Annotated in this window: 11 protein-coding genes; 5 read left to right on the top strand and 6 right to left on the bottom strand. The window is 71.5% G+C overall.

Annotated features, from left to right (window positions below; all coding sequences use genetic code 11):
* Positions 1-30: 30 nt before the first annotated feature.
* The 6 genes from KDM41_13985 to KDM41_13960 form a co-directional block, all read right to left on the bottom strand.
* Complete coding sequence (locus KDM41_13985; protein MCB1184535.1) at positions 31-807, bottom strand: enoyl-CoA hydratase/isomerase family protein; 777 nt, start codon at positions 805-807, stop codon at positions 31-33.
* A gap of 70 nt (positions 808-877) precedes the next feature.
* On the bottom strand, positions 878-2,224 hold the full coding sequence (locus KDM41_13980) for an NAD(P)-binding domain-containing protein (protein ID MCB1184534.1): 1,347 nt from the start codon (positions 2,222-2,224) through the stop codon (positions 878-880).
* Positions 2,225-2,232: 8 nt separating this feature from the next.
* Positions 2,233-3,849, bottom strand: coding sequence for a hypothetical protein (locus tag KDM41_13975; protein MCB1184533.1), 1,617 nt, complete (start codon positions 3,847-3,849; stop codon positions 2,233-2,235).
* Positions 3,846-5,327, bottom strand: a complete 1,482-nt coding sequence (locus KDM41_13970; protein ID MCB1184532.1) for a hypothetical protein — start codon at positions 5,325-5,327, stop codon at positions 3,846-3,848. Before KDM41_13970 ends, KDM41_13975 begins: the two co-directional genes overlap by 4 nt.
* Entirely contained in the window at positions 5,324-7,069 is a 1,746-nt protein-coding gene (locus KDM41_13965) for a hypothetical protein (protein MCB1184531.1), read from the bottom strand. Before KDM41_13965 ends, KDM41_13970 begins: the two co-directional genes overlap by 4 nt.
* Positions 7,070-7,128: 59 nt before the next feature.
* Positions 7,129-8,007 (bottom strand): hypothetical protein, encoded by an 879-nt coding sequence (locus KDM41_13960; GenBank protein ID MCB1184530.1) that lies wholly within the window; start codon positions 8,005-8,007, stop codon positions 7,129-7,131.
* Positions 8,008-8,205: 198 nt separating this feature from the next.
* Here KDM41_13960 and KDM41_13955 point away from each other — a divergent pair, with 198 nt between their 5' ends.
* The 5 genes from KDM41_13955 to KDM41_13935 all read left to right on the top strand — a co-directional run.
* Entirely contained in the window at positions 8,206-9,918 is a 1,713-nt protein-coding gene (locus KDM41_13955; protein MCB1184529.1) for a glutamine--tRNA ligase/YqeY domain fusion protein, read from the top strand.
* 125 nt (positions 9,919-10,043) lie between these two features.
* A complete protein-coding gene (gene selD, locus KDM41_13950; protein MCB1184528.1) occupies positions 10,044-11,024 on the top strand; it encodes a selenide, water dikinase SelD in 981 nt (326 codons plus the stop codon).
* 88 nt (positions 11,025-11,112) lie between these two features.
* Entirely contained in the window at positions 11,113-11,994 is an 882-nt protein-coding gene (locus tag KDM41_13945; GenBank protein ID MCB1184527.1) for an HDOD domain-containing protein, read from the top strand.
* An 86-nt stretch (positions 11,995-12,080) separates the two neighbouring features.
* On the top strand, positions 12,081-13,364 hold the full coding sequence (locus tag KDM41_13940) for a DNA repair exonuclease (protein ID MCB1184526.1): 1,284 nt from the start codon (positions 12,081-12,083) through the stop codon (positions 13,362-13,364).
* Positions 13,361-13,937, top strand: a 577-nt coding sequence (locus tag KDM41_13935; protein MCB1184525.1) for an AAA family ATPase, incomplete at its 3' end; no start/stop codon positions are given. The genes KDM41_13940 and KDM41_13935, both read left to right, overlap by 4 nt.

Genomic DNA, 13,937 nt, shown 5'->3' with positions numbered 1-13,937 from the left:
ATGATGGGCCTGCGCTGGCGGCTGTAGCGCCTAGTCGCCCTCGCCGAACGGCGACGGCTCCTTGTTGAGGAACGCCTCGCGCGCGCGCTGGAACTCGTCGCCCGCGCGCGAAGCGTGGCGCAGGCGGCCGATCTCGGCGAGGGCCTCGTCGGGCAGCGACTCCCACTCCTCGAGCAGGTTCAGGATGCGGCGCGTGCCGCGCAGGGCGTCCGGCCCGCCGCGGGTGATGGCGCGCATCATCTGCTCCGCCGTGTCGGCCAGCTCGTCCGCACCCACCACCCGGTTGAAGAATCCCGCGTGGCCGGCCCGCTCGGCCGAGATGGCTTCGCCCAGCATGAGCATCTCCCGCACCAGCGGCGACCCGAACCCGCGCAGCAGCCGGCGCAGGCCCGTATGGCTGTAGACGAGCCCGAGGCGCACCGGCGGCATGCCCAGGCGCGCCGTGTCGGCGGCCACGCGCAGGTCGGCGCAGGCCAGCATCTCCACCGCACCCCCGTAGGCGTCGCCCTGCACCGCGGCCAGGATCGGCGCCGGATGATGCACGAGGCGGTCCATGACCTGCTCGAAGAGCGTGCCCGCGCGGACGGCGGGGTCGTGGTGGAAGATCTCGGACGGGATCTCGCTGATGGGATAGCCCGTGGAGAAGTGCCGGCCGTTGGCCTTGAGCAGCAGCGGCCGGCCGGCCGTCTTCTGCTCGTCGAGGGTGGCGACCAGGGCGCCGAGCATCTCCGTGTCCAGCACGTTGCGCGGCGGGCGGTCGAGGGTCAGCTCGGTCCAGTGCGGGCGGGCGTCGACGAGCAGGGGCATGGGCAGGTCCTTCGGCCGGATCCGGGGTCGCGGGTGGTCGTCGGCATGATAGCCGCGCCGCCGTCCGACCTCAACCGGCGTCCTGCGAACGCGCCCCCGCCGCGGCGATGTCGCGCTGGTCGCCGCCGAAGCGGATGCCCAGCTCGCGCAGGAACCCGAAGGGCGGGATGCCGCCGGCCAGGATGAAGACGTCGTCGTTGGGCACGATGGCGCTGCCGGTCGGCCCTTCGAGCACGACCTTGTCCGGGTGGATCGACTGCACGGTGGTGCCGCCGCGGAAGTCGATGGTCCCGTCGGCGATCAGCGGCCTGATGCGGTCGTCGTTGCGCTGCTTGATGCGCATGAGGTCGGGCTTCCGGTAGGACAGGGTCACCCGGCAGCCCTCCTGGTGGGCCAGGCCCATGGCCGCCTCGACGGCCGAGTCGCCGCCGCCGACCACGAGCACCCGCCGACCCGCGTAGGCCTCGGCGTCGATCAGCTTGTAGGCCACCTTGGCCAGGTCCTCGCCGGGCACGTTCAGGCGGCGCGGCGTGCCCCGGCGCCCCAGGGCCAGCACCACGTGCCGCGCGCGGAAGTCGCCCTCGGAGGTGCGGACGGCGAAGTCGCCCACCTTGCCGCTGACGCCCGTCACGCGCACGCCCGTGCGGATGTCCAGGCCGTAGTCGGAGTGCAGCTTCTCCCAGATCTCCAGGAGCTCCTCCTTGCGGTACTCGTGCCGGGGCAGCCTGCCCAGACGTGGGATCTCCACCGGCTGCACCATGACCAGCTTGCGTCGCGGGTACTGCAGGATCGTGCCGCCGGCACCCTGCTGGTCGAGGATCAGGCAGCTCAGGCCGTGCTCGCCGGCGACCAGGCCGGCGCTCATGCCCGCGGGCCCGGCCCCGACCACGATCATGTCGAACAGGTCGGGGTCGCCGCCGCCGCGGGGGCCCCGCGTGGCCGCGATGCGCTCGGCGACCTTGCGGCCGCCGTCGACGGCGTTGTTGATCAGGGCGAAGCCGCTCAGCTCGCCGGCGATCCACAGGCCCGGCACGTTCGTCTGGCAGTGTTCGTCGAGCAGGGGGATGTCGTCGCGCTTGGTGATGTCGCCGAGTCCCACCTGGATCGCGCCCACGGGACAGGCCTCGGCGCACTTGCCGTGCCCGATGCAGCGGGCGCCGTTGATCACCACGGCCTTGCCCATGACGATGCCCAGCACGTCGCCCTCCGGACAGGCCGCCACGCAGGTGCCGCAGCCGATGCAGGCGCCGGCGTCGACCAGGGGGTACTGGCCCGTGGCCTTGTCCATGCCCAGCTCGCGGGTCTGCCGCAGGCGGTCGCGGTCGGCGTGGCGCCGCGCCGTGAAGCCGCGCGTATAGCGCACGACCACCAGCGCGACCAGCGCCAGCATCAGGACCCAGATCAGCAGCGATTCCATGTCAGCTCCTAGAAGCGGCGCCGCAGTTCCACGAACCAGCGGCGGCCCTCGATGTCGTCGCCCCAGTCCTCGCGGTACTCCACCGCGACGGAGGTGCGGGCCGCGATCTCCTTGTCGGCCCCGAGAGAGAACCAGGTGTTGTCGCGGGAGGTGTCGTCGATGGCCCCGGTGTAATGGTAGTAGCCGCCTTCGGCCCGCAGCGAAAGTCCCGAGGCGAACGACTTGGAGACGCCGCCCGACGGCGACCAGCCCGACAACCAGGGACCGTCGAACCCGCGCAGACCGGCGAAGAGCGAGGTGCGCGCACCCAGCAGCCCCGGCGAGTGGGCCCGGACCTGCCAGGAGGTGGCGTCGTCGTCGGTGCGATCGTCCCGGCGCAGGCTGCCCGAGGCGTGCAGGTTCAGGTAGCGCGACGGCCTGAGGCTCAGTCCCGCGCGCCAGCCCTTGCGCCCCGCGTCCGCGAAGAGGCTGTCCGGCAGGGAACGGGTCCCCCAGGTGCGCACGGGCTCGCGGTTGTCGTAGCCCAGGTCGACCGTCGCGCCCGCCGCGAAGCGGTAGCGGCCGGTGAGCGCCAGGCTCGACAGGACGACCGACCGCGCGTCGCCCTCGGCGCGCCAGCCGCGGTTGAAGTCGACCTCGGCGGCCTGCAGCAGGCTCAGGCCCCCCGCGCCGCGCCAGGTCGTGGTCATGGTGAGGTACTCGCGGCTGATCTCGCCGTCGCGGTAGCGGCCGATGCCGGCCACCAGCAGGTCGAGCAGGCGGCCGTTCTCGCCGCGCCGCACCCAGTTCAGGTTCGCCCCGAGCAGGTGGTCGTCGGTGCCGAAGCCGAGGTCGCCCCACTCGGGAGCGAAGCCGCCGAAGACGCCCACGCGCAGGTTCGCCGCCATGCGGCGGCTCACGGCCAGGCCGTCGAACGGTCCGGCGGTGGCGGTGGCGCGGGTCCCGATCCGCCCGAAGGCGATGTGCCAGTCCAGTTCGCGGCCTTCGCGCACGAGGGCCACCTCCTGGATCCGGTTGCGCCACTCGCCCGTGGGCGTGCTCGCGCCGAAGCCGTCGCGCTCGATGCGGCGCAGGCTGCCCCGCGCCTGGAAGGCGAAGCCCTTGCCGAGGTCCTCCCCGCGGATGCGGAAGGGCAGCCGGTAGGTGTCGGTGGTCAGCTTGCGTTCGTTCGTCTCGGCCCCGTGGTCCCACTGCAGGGCCACCGAGCCGCGCCAGCGCCGCGCCGACGCGGCGCTGCGGGTGCGGGGCGAGGAGCCGGCGGTCGCCCGCGTGCGCTGTCGGGATTCCGGCGCCGGGGCCGGCACGACCACCGTCTCGGGCGCCTCCTCCTCGACCGCGAAGACGACCGCGTCGCCGGCCACGAACTCCTGCACCTTGCCGACGACCGTGCACGAGGCCGACCGCTCGGCCACGAAGACGATCTCCAGTTCGCCGATGGCCGCGCCGTCGCGCACCACCTGCCCCCTGAGGCCGACCTCCAGGCCCGCGGCGCTGCCCACGTCGAGATAGACGTGCTCGGCCGAGACGTACTTCACGTGGCACGTCACCTCGGCCGCCCCCGCCACGGCGGCCGCCACCCCGAGCGCCAGGGCGCAGAGGGCTCCGATCAGGTCGCGCCGGCTCAATCTTCCGCCCTTCCGGTGGGGTGGCACTCGTAGCACGCCGCGCTCACGTAGCTGTAGCGGCTGCCGAGCTCGCGGTGCTTGCCGGCCAGGTCGACGGGGTCGTCGTGGGCATGGCAGAGGATGCACTCGAAGGCCCCGTAGTCGGTCGCGACCACGTGGCACTCCGTGCAGGAGTTCCACTCGTCCCGGTGGCGACCGGTGTAGATGGGGAAGTACTGGGCGTCGTGGTCCCAGTTCGCCGGTTCCCAGGCGCTGGTCGTGTGGCACTCCTGGCACGACGTGGGGAAGTTCGCCGCCGCGTGGTTCGGGTCGTTCGTCCCGTCGTAGTCCGCCTGGTGGCAGGCCACGCAGGCCGTCGGCGTGCCGGTGTAGCCCGAGGCGTGGCACGACAGGCAGTCGGCGGTCGTGTGGGCGCCCGTCAGCGGGAACGCGGTGTTGTCGTGGTCGAACGAAGCCGGCTCCCAGGCGCTGGTCGAGTGGCACGCCGCGCACGCGGTCGGGAAGCCCGACTGGGCGTGGTCCGGGTCGGTGGTGCCGTCGTAGTCGGCCTGGTGGCACGCGAAGCAGTCGGTCGGCGTGCCGGTGAAGCCCTGGCTGTGGCACGCCAGGCAGTCGAGGGTGCGGTGGGCGCCCGTCAGCGGGAACGCCGTGGCATCGTGGTCGTAGGCGCCGGGCACCCACGCGGTGGTGTTGTGGCACAGCGCGCACTCGGTCGGGAAGCCGGCCTGGGCGTGCTGGGGATTGGTGGTCCCGTCGTAGTCGGGCTGGTGGCAGGCGGCGCAGTCCTGCGGCGTGCCGGCGAAACCGCCGCTGTGGCACTCGGTGCACGAGATGCGGGCGTGGGCGCCGGTCAGGACCGGCATGTGGATGAAGTCGCCCGAGCCCCAGGTCGACGAGAAGACGCCGTGACAGCGCTCGCAGTCGGTGGCGAAGCCGGCGGTCATGTGGTTCGGATCGTCGGTGGCCTCGTAGTTCTCGCGGTGGCAGGCGTAGCACGCGGTCGGCGTGCCGACGTAGTCGCCGGTGGCGGCGCCGGAGTGGCAGGCGTCGCAGTCCACGCGCTCGTGGGCGCCCACCAGGGGCAGGGCCGTGGCGTTGTGCTCCTGCCGCATGCGCGGCTGGTCGACCCAGGCGGCCGGGGTGTGGCACTTGGCGCAATCGGGACCGGACCGCCCGCGGTGGATGTCGTCGTGGCAGTCGGCGCAGTGGGTGCCCACGTGGCCGAAGACCGGCTCGCGGTGGCAGTCGCGGCACTGGGCGAAGCGGTGCAGCCCCTCGAGGGGGAAGCCCGTCGCGTCGTGGTCGAAGCCGCCGCTGGAACTCACGTCCCAGGAATCCTGGTCGTGGCACAGGCGGCAGTCCAGATCCATGTCCCCGTGGGGGTTGCCCACCCGGGGCACCTGGGGCGCATCCTGGGCGGCGGCGGCGCCCGCGATCAGCAGGGCGCACGCCAGCGCGGTCAGCAGACGGACTCTCATGGCTGTCCTTTCCCGTCGTTGCCATGGCAACTGCGGCAGTCGGTCGGCAGGGGCTTGAAGCGCACCATCTTCCCCTCGTCCTCGGCGCGCGGGATGTGGCAGGTCGCGCAGGCGACCTTTTCGTGCCCGCCGCGCAGGGGGAAGCGGCTGTCGGTCTCGTGGTCGAACTTCTCGGCGAACCAGTCGACGGTCACGTGGCACCGGGCGCAGTCGACGGCCGCGCCGTCGGCCGTGCGGCGGTCGGCGAACTGGCCCTGGTGGATGTCGTCGTGGCAGCCGGCGCAGTTCCGCGCCGTGTCCTTGAACAGCAGTTCGACCTCGCCGGCCCGACGACCCGGCTTGTGGCAAGCCGTGCAGGCGGCGCGGGCGTGGCCGCCGTCCAGGGCGAAGCGCGTCGTGCCGTGGTCGAAGCGCGGATCGCGCCAGGAGTTCTCGTCATGGCAGGCGATGCACCCGGCGGTGTCGCCCGCGCCCTTGACGGCGGCCGTCTGCCCCGCGTGGGGGTCGCGATGGCAGTCGGTGCAGGCCGCGTGGGCCGGCGCGAGGTTCGCCGCGCGGGCGTAGACGCTCTTGGGATCGACCCCGCGCCGCGCCGCCGCGCCGTCGGACGGCTGGTGGCAGCGGAGGCAGGGCGTCGCCTGGTGCCCCCCGCGCAGCGGGAAGGCCGACTCGGCGTGCCGGGTCATGGTGTAGCCGGCGGGCCGGAAGCCGGCGACCGTGTGGCAATCCTCGCACACCATCAGCTTCGGCCGCTCCAGCGTGGCCGCGTCGTGGGCGTCGGCGTGGCAGTCGCGGCAGGCGGCGAAGGCCGGCTTCTTGCGGCCGTTGTCGTGGCACTGGGCGCAGCTGACGCCGGCGTGGCGGCCCTCGAGCGGGTACTTCGTCCTGCTGTGATCGAAGGCCTGACCGTTGATCTTCAGCCAGTCGTCCGTCACGTGGCACTGGGTGCAGTTCGGGCCCAGGGTGCCCACGTGCGGGTCCTTGTGGCAGTCGGTGCAGGCGGCATGGGCCTGGGGCTTGAAGACCGCGACGGCCACCTTGGCCTGACCCACCGTCACCGGCGCGCCCTTCGTCCTGTGGCACTTGGCGCAGTCGACCTTCTGGTGGCGGCCGGTCAGGGGGAACGCGGAGCGGTCGTGGTCGAAGCCGGACGCGGGCTTCCACGCCTCGGTGCCGTGGCAGGCGGTGCAGGTCTTCTGCTCCGGCCCGCCGGTCAGGGCGCCGGCGTGGGGGTCGGCGTGGCAGGACAGGCAGTCCTGGGCCAGGCCCAGGTAGGTGCGGTCGAATTCCTTCTTCCAGCCCCGCAGCTTCCCGGGGTCGACCACGTTCTTCACGTTGTGGCACTGGCGGCATGCGAGCTTCAGGTGGGCGCCCGTCATCTCGTAGCCCAGCACGTCGTGCTTGAAGTTCTCGCGACCGTCCGGCCAGAAGACGAGCTCGTAGTCGCGGCCGTGATGCTCCACGTGGCAGTCGACGCACTGGCCGAAGTCGTCGCCGGCGTGGAGTCCGCGGCCGCCCTCGCGCATGGCCTTGATCTCCACGTGGCAGTCCAGGCACCGGGGCCCGACCTCGCGCTTGCCGAGCTGGTGGCAGTTGGAGCACTTCTTCAGGCCCTCGAGCTCCTCGTGGGCGGAGCTCAGGTCGCCGGGCGAGAGCTGGGCCCGTGCTGGGGCGGCGATAATGATTATGAGAGCCGTTATCAGAAGAAGAGAGCCTGAAGTGAGAGGTCGGAACGCCCACATTCCGCGAAATGCACGGAGGGTTCGGCGGGCTGTCTGCATCGTCCTCCCCCGGAGGATTCCTAGGGAACCTCCGGTCCGAACTGCCACGTGTAGCCCAACAGGACCGCCACCGTCACGTGCACGATCATGATCACGATCATGATGACGGCGAACGGTTTGTGGAACACGTGCCAGTAGTGGAAAAGGTCTCGGACCTGGTGGAAGAGCAGCAGGCGGCGCGCCTGCAGGACCCATTCCCGGCTCAACGCCACGGCCCCCGTCGTGGGTTGGACTCCAATTCCGAGCAAAAAGCTCTGCAATTTCCGGGCCTGCAGGATGTTGACCAGCGGCAGCGTCAGCAGGGCCACCGGCGCCGAGCGGCCCTCGAGGCGCCCCACGGCGAAGCGTTCCAGCGCCGCCAGCTCCTTGTCGCCCAGCCCGTGCTGCGTCGACAGTTCGACCAGGATCTCCTCCCCGCGGGCCTCGATGGCGTCGGCCCCCAGGGCCTCGCCCAGCACGTTGCGCGGGATCTGCTGGTACAGGTAGCGCCCGACCACGCCGCTGAGCGCCACGGCGACCATGGACCAGTAGCTGATCGAGACCAGGCCGTTGAACTTGAAGCTCGTGTGCAGGGTGATCAGGACCGGACCGGCCACGCCCAGGAAGATGTGGTAGCGCAGCCAGACGCTGATGTCCCCCCAGCGGCGCATGAAGCGGATCCGCTTGCGCAGGCTGTAGATGAGGAGCAGCAGCACCATGGCGCTGCCGAGGATGCCGAGACCGTGACCCACGAAGCCGGCCGGACGGAAGTCGCGGAAGGCGTCGTGGTGCGGTCGGTCGCCGTAGGCGGTGACGTAGAAGTCCCAGGCGGAGAACACGACCCAGCCGACGAGCAGGGCCGTGGCCAGGGAGAGAGCCGCCAGGACGATGGTGTGGACGCGACCGGACCGTGCGGCCATGCGGTCCCCCCTCCTCGTTGCGGTGACGCCTCCCCTCGGCCGCAGACCATACCATTTCGATCCCCGGTGGCAAGACTTGAGATGCGGGCGCCCCCGCGCCCGCGCCGGCGGTAGACATTCCCCCGGCCGGGATTTAGCTTATCAAGCGCAACGGGCGCCTGCGGCCCCCACCGCGTATCCGGAAAGGTCCCGGCCGACATGAGCGCTGACCACGACACCACCACGCCCGCATCCGGCAGCCCCGAGAAGTCGGACTTCATCCGTGCCTTCGTCCGCGAGGATCTCGCCGCCGGCCGGAACGACGGCCGCGTCCACACGCGCTTCCCGCCCGAGCCCAACGGCTACCTGCATGTGGGCCACACCAAGGCGATCCTGCTGAACTGGGAGATCGCCCAGGAGTTCGGCGGCAAGTTCAACCTCCGCTTCGACGACACGAACCCCGAGAAGGAGGAGACCGAGTACGTCGACTCCATCAAGGCCGACGTGCGCTGGCTCGGGGCCGACTGGGAAGATCGCGAGTTCTACGCCTCGGACTACTTCGAGACCCTCTACGCGTGGGCGGTGCACCTGATCGAGCACGGCAAGGCCTTCGTCTGCAGCCAGACCATCGACGAAGTGCGCGCCACCCGCGGCACGGTGAAGGAACCGGGCACGCCGAGCCCCGACCGCGACCGCCCCGTCGCCGAAAGCCTCGACCTCTTCGCCCGCATGCGCGCCGGCGAGTTCGACGAGGGCGCCTACACCCTGCGGGCGCGGATCGACATGGCGCATCCGAACATGAAGATGCGCGACCCGCTGCTGTACCGCATCCGCAAGGCGCACCACCACCGCACCGGCGACACCTGGTGCATCTACCCCTTCTACGACTTCGCCCACGGCCAGAGCGACGCCATCGAGGGCATCACCCACTCGCTCTGCACCCTCGAGTTCGAGGTCAATCGGCCCCTGTACGACTGGTTCATCCAGAACCTGCCGGTGCCCTTCACCCCCCGCCAGATCGAGATGGCGCGCCTGAACCTCACCTACACCGTGATGAGCAAGCGCAAGCTGCTGCGGCTGGTGCAGGAGGGCCACGTCACCGGCTGGGACGACCCGCGCATGCCGACCATCAGCGGGCTGCGGCGCCTGGGCTACACGCCGACGGCGATCCGGAAATTCAACGACCGGATCGGTGTGGCCAAGCGCGACTCGACGGTCGACCTCGACCTGCTGAAGTGGTCGATCCGCGACGAACTGAACCAGAGCGCCGACCGGGTCATGGCCGTGCTCGAGCCCCTCAAGGTGGTCATCACGAACTATCCGGAGGGCCAGGTCGAGCAGATCGAGTGCGAGAACAATCCCGAGGATCCGCAGGCCGGGACCCGGCTGGTGCCCTTCTCGCGCGAGCTCTACATCGAGCAGGAGGACTTCCGCGAGGAAGCCCCGCGCAAGTTCTTCCGCCTGAAGCTGGGCGGCGAGGTGCGCCTCAAGCACGCCTACTTCATCACCTGCGACGAGGTGATCAAGGACGCCGACGGCAACCCGATCGAGTTGCGCTGCACCTACGATCCGGCCACCCGGGGCGGCGACTCGCCCGACGGCCGCAAGGTCAAGGGCACGCTGCACTGGGTCTCGGCGCCGCACGCGGTCGACGCCGAGGTGCGGCTCTACGACAACCTCTTCCGGGAACCCTTCCCCGAGGAGGGCGGCGACTACATCGCCAACCTGAATCCCGACTCCCTCGCGGTGGTGCAGGCCAAGCTCGAGCCCGGCCTCGCGGGCAAGGAGACCGGCTACAGCTGCCAGTTCCTGCGTCTGGGATACTTCTGCATCGACAGCAGGGATTCCACGCCGGACCGCATGGTCTGGAACCGCACGGCCACGCTGAAGGACACGTGGGCCAAGCTCGAGGCCAAGGGCGGCGGGCAGTAGCCCGGCCGCCGGAACCGCCGCACGTTCGGCACGGAGAGGAGGTGACCATGTCGCACGACGAGCGCATCGCGCTGACGCGCTTCGCCAAGTCGGCCGGTTGAGCCGCCAAGCTCAGTCCGGGGGACTTGACCGAGATTCTCGCACCCATCCAGGCCGCGGCCGGTCCGAACCTCCTCGTGGGCTTCGACACCGCGGACGATGCCGGCGTGTACCGTCTGACCGCCGAGCGGGCCATCGTGTGCACCGCCGACTTCATCACGCCGGTGGTGGACGATCCCCGCACCTTCGGGCGCGTGGCCGCCGCCAACTCGATCAGCGACGTTTACGCCATGGGCGGCGTGCCGCTGCTCGCCCTGAACCTGCTGGGCTACCCGCCGGTGGGCCTGCCCAACCACGTGCTGGGCGAGATCCTGGCCGGCGCCGGCGAGATCTGCGCCGAGGCCGGGTGCGCGGTGGCCGGCGGCCACACCGTGCGCGACGACGAGGTGAAGTTCGGCCTCAGCGTCACGGGCGAGGTGCATCCGGACCGCATCCTGCGCAACAGCTCGGCCCGGCCGGGCGACGTGCTCGTGCTCACCAAGCCCCTGGGCACCGGCGCGCTGGTGGCCGCCATGAAGAAGGGTCGCCTCGACCAGGCCGCCTACGACGCCCTGGTGACCTGCATGACCAGCCTGAACCGCTGCGGCGCGCTGCTGCACGCGGCCGGCGCCACCGCCTGCACCGACGTGACCGGCTTCGGCCTCTCGGGCCACGCCCTGGAGATGGCCCGCGGCTCGGGCCTGACCCTGCGCATCGATGCCGGCGCCGTGCCCCAGCTGCCCGAGGCGGCGGCCCTCTGCGGCGAAGGATTCACCTGCGGGGGCACCCGCTCGAACGCCGATTTCGTGGGTGCCGACGTGGCCTTCGCCCCCGGGCTCGGTCCGGACATGATCGGGCTGCTGAACGATCCGCAGACCAGCGGTGGTCTCCTGGTGGCCGTTCCCGCCGACCGGGTGGCCGAACTCCAGGCCGTGGTGCGGGAAAACGGCGGCCTGTGCGCCGCGGTGGTCGGTCGGGCCCGGGAGCACGAACCCGGCGCCCCTCACCTCGAATTCGCCGCCGATTGAGCCATAAACGGCCTCAAGACCCCGGTTTTCGCGACGATACCCCTACTAAAGGAAACACGGAACCTCTCCCCGCGAGAAGGATTGGCGCGTGAGCACGACCAGCACCTACAAATCCCTGATGGATCTCCATCCGCGCGAAGTGAAGAACTTCGTGAAGGACGTGCCGACCCTCCCGGTGATCTACCAGGAACTCTTCGCCAAGATGCAGGATCCGAACGTGGCCGTGCCCGAGATCGCCGAGATCATCACCCACGACCAGGCCCTGTCGACGAAGATCCTGCACCTCGTGAACAGCGCCTTCTACGGCTACAGCAAGCAGATCAAGACCATCAGCCGCGCCGTGGTCATCCTGGGCTTCCGGGCCGTGCGCAGCGCCGCCCTGGCGACCTCCGTGTTCGACTACTTCAAGGACGAGGAGGACGGGTCCGTCGACATGATGGACTTCTGGAAGCACTCCATCGCCGTCGCGAGCATCTGCAAGGTCCTGGCCGAGGAATTGAACATCAACCAGAAGGAGGAGGCCTTCGTGGTCGGCCTGCTCCACGACATCGGCAAGCTGGTCGAGAAGCGCTACTTCGACGAGGACTTCCGCGAGGTGTGCACCGTGGCCCGCGAGCAGCACCTCAGCTGGATCGAATGCGAGAAGGCCCTCTTCCAGACCGACCACGCCAACATCGGCAAGGCCGTCTTCCGCGGCTGGAACTTCCCGCCCTCGGTCATCGATGCGGTGCAGTTCCACCACACGCCGAACGCGTCGGCCAAGGTGCCGCAGCTGACCTCGCTGGTCCACGTGGCCGACTTCATCTCGTACCAGATCGACTTCGGCGCGCCGGGCGCCTTCCCGCCGCGGGAGTGCAGCCCCGAGGCCCTGAAGATGCTCGGCCTGACCCTGCCCGACACGCTCCGCTTCCACGACAAGATCCGGGAGGAGCTCGAGGTGGCCATGGAGATCCTCAAACTCCTGGACTGACGCCCCGGCGCGGCGCCTCTGGACTTCGCGGGACGGCCGCCTCATAATGGGGCGGCCGTTTCCCTGTCGATTCTCCTGGAGTCTCCATGCCGCCCCAAGACCCCGTCCGCATCCTCTTCGTCGGCGACATGCACCTCGGGCGCCGGGCCGCCCGCGTGCCGGCGTCCGCCTGGCGCGACCACGGTCTGGCGGACGACCTGCTGACGCCGGCGAGTTCGTGGCGGCGCTGCGTGGAGACCGCCCTCTCCCGCGGCGTCGATGCCGTGGCCCTCGCGGGCGACCTCGTGCACGACGAGGACGACGTCTTCGAGGCCCGGGGGCGACTCGAGGAGGGGCTGCGCCGCCTGACCGGCGCCGGCATCCGCGTCTGCGCCGTGGCGGGCAACCACGACACGCGGGTGCTGCCGGCCCTGGCCGACGTCCTCGACGATCTGGTGCTGCTCGGGCGGGACGGCACCTGGGACACCTGCCCGATCGCGCCGCACGTGCGCCTGGCCGGGTGGTCGTTTCCCGCGCGCCACCATGCCGAGAGCCCCCTGCGCGGGAACGTGCCGGCGGCCGTGCCGGGTGTCGTCACCATCGGGCTGCTGCACGCCGACCGCGACGCCCCCGGCAGCCGCTACGCCCCCGTCACCGCGGCCGAACTCGACGCCGCCGGCTACGACGGCTGGGCCCTCGGCCACGTCCACGCCCCCGACCCCGTGCCCGCCCCCGGCGAGCACCGCCCCTTCTACCTCGGCTCGGTCGCGGCGACGACGCCCAACGAGACGGGGGTGCACGGTCCGGTCCTGGCCAGCGTCGCCGACGGCGTCGTGGTGTGGGAGCGGCTCGCGCTGGCGCCACTGCGCTGGGAGCACCGCGCGATCCGCGTCGACGGATTCGTCCTGCCGGACGACGGCGAGGTGGGTCCGGAGCTGCTGCTGCAGCTCATGCCGCGGCTGGCCCGCGCCGAAGACGGCGCGCCCGGCCCGGACCTGCTCGGCCTGCGCGTCACCCTGACCGGAGTCCACACGCGGGCCGCGGACATCGCCCGCTGGGTGGCCGGATGCGACCGCGACGCGCTCACCGCGCGCGACGCCGACGGCACCGTCGTCTTCGTCGAGAAGCTCACCGCCGACGTGGGCACGCCGGTCGACCTGGTCGCCCTCGCCGCGCGCAGCGACCCACCGGGCCTGCTGGCCGGAAGGATCCTCGCGCTGGAGCGGGGCGATCCGGCCCTGGCGCCGCTGCTGGAGGAAGCCCGCCGCGCGGTGAACCACATCGATCCGGACGCGGACGACGACGACGAGGCCCTGCGGCGCGAGCTCGCGGCCGCCGGACGGCGGGCCCTCGACGCCCTGCTGGCCCAGACCCGGGAGGTGCGCCCGTGAGCCGTCTGGATCTGCAGCGCCTCGCCGCCGCCCGTCTGCCGGGTCTGCCCGACGGGTTCGTGGTCGAGGCCCGACCGGGCGTGAACCTGGTGCTGGGCGCCAACGAGAGCGGCAAGTCGTCGTTCGTGCGCGCGGTGCAGCGCCTGCTGTGGCCCGACCGGCCGGGGGCCTCGCCGTTCGAGGTGACCGCCACCTTCGCCGACGACGCCGGCCCGCTGCAGGCCGTCCGGCGCGACGACGGACCGGTCGGCTGGTCCCGCGACGGCGCACCCGTCCCCGCCCCGGCCGTGCCCGAGGGGCATCTGGCCCACTGCTACCGGCTCGGCCTGCTCGACCTGAACCGGCCCGACGGCGACGACGCCGACCGGGAACTGGCCCGGCAGGTGCGCCGGCAGATGTCCGGCGGCTATGACCTGGCGGCGGTGCGGGAGCTCTTCCCGGACCGCGAGCGCGCGGTGGGCATGCGGCGCCGGCGGTGGCAGGAGACCCGGCGCGCGGCCGATGACGAGGCCAACGCCCAGCGTCGGCTGGCGCGCGAAGTGCGGTCGCTGCCGGCCCGCGAGGCGGAGCTCG

It is taken from the genome of bacterium (assembly GCA_020440705.1).
Taxonomy (GTDB): domain Bacteria; phylum Krumholzibacteriota; class Krumholzibacteriia; order LZORAL124-64-63; family LZORAL124-64-63; genus JAGRNP01.
Note: the sequence above shows the minus strand (reverse complement) of the source record. Positions and strands in the feature narration are given on the sequence as shown.

Excerpts from the sequence above, each read along its gene's own strand:
- KDM41_13970 (MCB1184532.1), bottom strand. The coding sequence starts at position 5,327 with ATGAGAGTCCGTCTGCTGACCGCGCTGGCGTGCGCCCTGCTGATCGCG.
- KDM41_13965 (MCB1184531.1), bottom strand. The coding sequence starts at position 7,069 with ATGTGGGCGTTCCGACCTCTCACTTCAGGCTCTCTTCTTCTGATAACG.
- KDM41_13980 (MCB1184534.1), bottom strand. The coding sequence starts at position 2,224 with ATGGAATCGCTGCTGATCTGGGTCCTGATGCTGGCGCTGGTCGCGCTG.
- KDM41_13940 (MCB1184526.1), top strand. The coding sequence starts at position 12,081 with ATGCCGCCCCAAGACCCCGTCCGCATCCTCTTCGTCGGCGACATGCAC.
- KDM41_13960 (MCB1184530.1), bottom strand. The coding sequence starts at position 8,007 with ATGGCCGCACGGTCCGGTCGCGTCCACACCATCGTCCTGGCGGCTCTC.
- KDM41_13955 (MCB1184529.1), top strand. The coding sequence starts at position 8,206 with ATGAGCGCTGACCACGACACCACCACGCCCGCATCCGGCAGCCCCGAG.
- KDM41_13985 (MCB1184535.1), bottom strand. The coding sequence starts at position 807 with ATGCCCCTGCTCGTCGACGCCCGCCCGCACTGGACCGAGCTGACCCTC.